Origin of the sequence: Longimicrobium sp. (assembly GCF_036387355.1) — a bacterium.
Lineage (GTDB): Bacteria > Gemmatimonadota > Gemmatimonadetes > Longimicrobiales > Longimicrobiaceae > Longimicrobium.
Genome location: NZ_DASVTX010000290.1, coordinates 1 through 4358 on the forward strand (window position 1 = coordinate 1; position 4358 = coordinate 4358).

Annotated in this window: 3 protein-coding genes and 1 pseudogene; all 4 read left to right on the forward strand. The window is 71.2% G+C overall.

Features of this window, described 5'->3' with window-relative positions:
* Positions 1–224 precede the first annotated feature (224 nt).
* Positions 225–665, forward strand: coding sequence for a hypothetical protein (locus tag VF665_RS12485; RefSeq protein WP_331053755.1), 441 nt, complete (start codon positions 225–227; stop codon positions 663–665).
* Between the two features lie 31 nt (positions 666–696).
* Positions 697–2583, forward strand: coding sequence for a bifunctional homocysteine S-methyltransferase/methylenetetrahydrofolate reductase (locus VF665_RS12490; RefSeq protein WP_331053756.1), 1887 nt, complete (start codon positions 697–699; stop codon positions 2581–2583).
* A 263-nt stretch (positions 2584–2846) separates the two neighbouring features.
* Positions 2847–3488: a DUF305 domain-containing protein gene (locus VF665_RS12495; RefSeq protein WP_331053757.1), complete on the forward strand. Its 642-nt coding sequence runs from the start codon at positions 2847–2849 to the stop codon at positions 3486–3488.
* 61 nt (positions 3489–3549) lie between these two features.
* Positions 3550–4358, forward strand: a pseudogene (locus tag VF665_RS12500) (hypothetical protein); the annotation flags it as partial.

Genomic DNA, 4358 nt, shown 5'->3' on the forward strand with positions numbered 1-4358 from the left:
GCCGAAGCCGCGCACACCCCCGTACGAGCGGGGTAGCAGAGGGAGGCAGGCTGGGCACTGGGCACTTGATCCTGGGCACTGCCGTTCTCACGCACTCACGCACCCAGCACTCACGCACTTCCGTTCAGGCAGGAAACCTGCAACCGCACCCCCGTTTGCATTCGTTCCACGCCCATGGGGCTCAGCTGCAGGAGGTCGCCATCGCTACCAGGTACGAAGAACGGGTGGACAGCGCGTTGCGCTCCCACAAGCGGCAGTCACGCATGGTGAGCGCCGCCATCGTGGGGCTGGGGCTGCTGGTGGTGCTCGCGGGGCTGCTGTTCAGCGGCGGCCGCAAGCTGGAAAAGGCCGCGGGGCAGGTGAGCATCGGCGACGACAGCAGCGAGGTGGCGCGGCTGCTGGGCCCGCCCCCGCACCGGTGCGAGCCCAGCTCGCTCACGCACCTGGCCACCCGCTTCGAGCCCGGCACGCCGCGCCCCACCATCGACGAAACGCTCGCCGTGCTGCGTTCCGGCACCGCCGCCCGCTGGGTGTACCCCCAGGGCGCCGGCTGCGTGACCGGAAACGGCGACACCGAGATCGGGCTGGACCGCACCGGACGCGTCCTCTGGATCGTGCCGGTCACCAACAAGCGCCCGCTGAACTATCAGGGCGCCCCGGGCTGAACCCCCGGACGCTCCCCTCAGGACATACACGATGCGCGATTTTCGGCAGCTGCTGGCGGATGGACGGCCCCACCTCTTTGACGGGGCGATGGGGACCATGCTGTACGCCCGCGGCGTCTACATCAACCGCTGCTACGACGAGCTGTCGCTCACCCAGCCCGACCTGGTGCGCGACATTCACCGCGCCTACGTAAAGGCCGGCGCGGAGATCCTGGAAACCAACACCTACGGCGCCAACCGGCCCAAGCTGGCGCGCCACGGGCTGGACGGGCAGCTGCACGAGATCAACGCCTCCGCCGCGCGCATCGCCCGCGCCGCGGCCGGCGAGCGCGTGTACGTGGCCGGCGCCATGGGGCCGCTGGGGGTGCGCATCGAGCCGTACGGGCCCACCGCCCGCGAAGAGGCCCGCGGCTTCTTTCGCGAGCAGGCCGCCGCGCTGGTGGACGGCGGGGTGGACCTGTTCGTCCTGGAAACCTTTGCCGACCTGGAGGAGATCCACCAGGCCATCCTGGGCGTGCGCGACGCGTCGGACCTGCCCATCGTGGCGCAGATGGTGATCCGCGAAGACGGCACCACCGCCTTCGGCAGTGACGTGGCCCTGGTGGCCGAGCGGCTGGGCGAGTGGGGCGCCGAGGTGGTGGGCCTCAACTGCAGCGTGGGGCCCAACACCATGCTGAACGCGGCGGAGCGCATCGTGGGCTCCACCGACCGCCCCATCAGCATGCAGCCCAACGCCGGCCTTCCCCGCGAGGTGGACGGGCGGACGATGTACATGGCCTCGCCCGAGTACATGGCCAGCTACGCCGCCCGCCTCATTCGCAAGGGCGTGCGCTTCATCGGCGGGTGCTGCGGCACCACGCCGGAGCACGTCGCGGCCATGGCGGGTGCGGTGCGCATGCTGGCCCCCGACGCCGAGCCGCGGGTCACGGTGACGCACTCCGAGGACGCCGCCGCCGCGCGCGAGCCCGTGGCGCTGGCGCAGCGCAGCAACTGGGGGCGCAAGCTGGCCGCGGGCGAGTTTTTGACGACGGTGGAGATCGTGCCGCCGCGCGGCAGCAACCCGGAGCCCATGCTGGAGGGCGTGCGCCTGCTCAAGGCCGCCGGGGTGGATGGCGTGAACGTGCCGGACGGCCCCCGCGCACAGTCGCGCATGGGCGCGCTGGCCACGGCGGTCCTGATCCAGCAGCGCGTGGGGATCGAGGCGGTGGTGCACTACTGCTGCCGCGACCGAAACCTGCTGGGAATGCTGAGCGACCTGCTGGGCGCACAGGCGCTGGGGCTGCGCAACATGCTGCTCATCACCGGCGACCCGCCCAAGATGGGGCCGTACCCGGACGCCACCGCCGTCTTTGACATCGACGCCATCGGGCTCACTAATCTCGTCTCGCGGCTGAACCGGGGGATGGACCCCGGCGGCAACGCGCTGGGCGAGCCCACCAGCTTTGTCGTGGGCGTGGGGGTAAACCCGGGCGCGGAGGACTTCGAGCACGAGATGCGGCGCTTCTACTGGAAGGTGGAGGCGGGGGCGGAGTACGCCATCACCCAGCCCGTGTTCGACCTGCGGCAGCTGGAGCGCTTCGTGGAGCGGATTGAAAAGGACGGGCTGCGCATTCCCGTGATCGCCGGCATCTGGCCCCTGGTTTCCGCCCGCAACGCCGAGTTCCTGGCCAACGAGGTGCCCGGCGTCGTGGTTCCCGACGACGTGATGGAGCGCATGCGCATCGCCAGCGCGCTGGGCAAGGAGGCCGGTACGGACGAGGGAACGGCCATCGCCCGCGAGATGCTGGCGGCGTCGATGCCCATGATCCAGGGCGTGCAGGTGAGCGCCCCGTTCGGCAAGGTGCCGCTGGCGCTCAAGGTGTTCGAGGCCATTCCCGGCTGGTCGTCGGTGACGGTGCCGGAGGCCATCCCGGCCTGACCGCGGATCACCTTTCGCCGCAACGGGATGGATGACGAGGAGCCGGCCCGGGACATGATCCCGGGCCGGCTCTTTCGTGATCCACCGGAGAAGGTCGCCGGCAGGCTGAAACCTTTCGACGGGCTCCCGCGTTGTCGGCAATCCGGGCGGCGTGCGGTATGCAGCGGTGGCGAAGGAGGCCCGGACGCTCTATCGTGTAGGCCGCGCCCGGCCATTGGTGGCGCTCCTGCCGTCCCCGCAGAGCAGAACGTCAGCCCGTGACCATGAACCGCATGCACACCCGCGCGGCGCTACTGGCGCTGCTGGTGGCGGCCGCGCCCGCCGCGGCGCAGACGCCGCACACGCACTCGCACGGCGCCCCGGCCCCCGCCGCGGGCGACACGGCCCGGTGGACGGAAGCGGACGTCCGCTTCATGACCATGATGATCGGGCACCACGCCCAGGCGCTGGACATGGCGCGCCTCGCGCCGTCCAACGGCGCCAGCCCGGCGGTGCTGCGGCTGGCGGAGCGCATCATCGCCTCGCAGGAAGACGAGATCCGTACCATGCAGCGCTGGCTGCGGCAGCGCGGCCAGCCCGTTCCCGATCCGGCGCACGCCGGCATGGACCACGGCGCGGGGCACGGCGCCGGCCACGCGCTCATGCCGGGAATGCTGACGGCGGAGCAGATGGCGGCGCTGGCCGCGGCGCGCGGCCCCGCGTTCGACCAGCTGTTCCTGAACTCCATGATCCAGCACCACCGCGGCGCCGTGAGCATGGTGAGCGAATTGTTCGCCACCCAGGGCGCCGGGCAGGACGACTCCGTCTTCAAGTTCGCGTCGGACGTGAACGTGGACCAGGTGACGGAGATCGCGCGGATGCAGCGGATGCTCGCCAGCGTCGTGTTCGGCGCCCCGGCGCCCTGATCCACCCCCCACTCCGAGCGAGTGGATGCCCCAACCCCTCACCCCATCCAGAGAACCGCTCATGAAACGTAGTTCAAGTCTGCGTTCCGCCGCCCTCGCGGCGGTCACGCTGGCGCTGGGCCTGTCGTCCGCCGCGGCGGCCCAGGGCACCAGCCGCCCCGATCCCCGCGTGGGGCTCAAGGCCGGCCGCTACGACGCCGGGCAGGCCATCAGCGGCATGCGCCTGCTGAGCACCACCCCGTCGCCCGCGCCGTTCGACGCCAACACCAACTCCGACCTGTCGTTCACGGGCAACTACGTGATCCAGGGCAACTACGGCGGCTGGCAGATCTGGGACGTCAGCAACCCGGCGCGCCCGGTGATGGCCAGGGCGTTCGTGTGCCCGGCCTCGCAGAGCGACGTTTCCGTCTACAAGAACCTGCTCTTCATCTCCGGCGAGGGGCTGGGCGGGCGGCTGGACTGCGGCACCCAGGGCGTGCGCGACACGGTGAGCGCCGAGCGGCTGCGCGGCCTGCGCATCTTTGACATCAGCGACGTGCGCAACCCGCGCAACGTGGGCAACGTGCAGACCTGCCGCGGCTCTCACACGCACACGGTGCTGGCGCATCCGAGCGATCCCGAGAACGTCTACGTGTACATCTCGGGGAGCGCCGGCGTGCGCTCGCCCAGCGAGCTGGCCGGGTGCTCCCGCGGAAATCCGCGCGAAAACCCGAATTCCGCGGAGTTCCGCATCGAGGTCATCAAGGTGCCCGTGGCGCACCCCGAGCGCGCGGCCATCGTGAGCTCGCCCCGCATCTTCAACGACCTGCAGGCGCCGCCGGAGCACGGCGAGGCGCCGGAAGACGTGGCCGCGGCCGCCGCCGAGGCCGC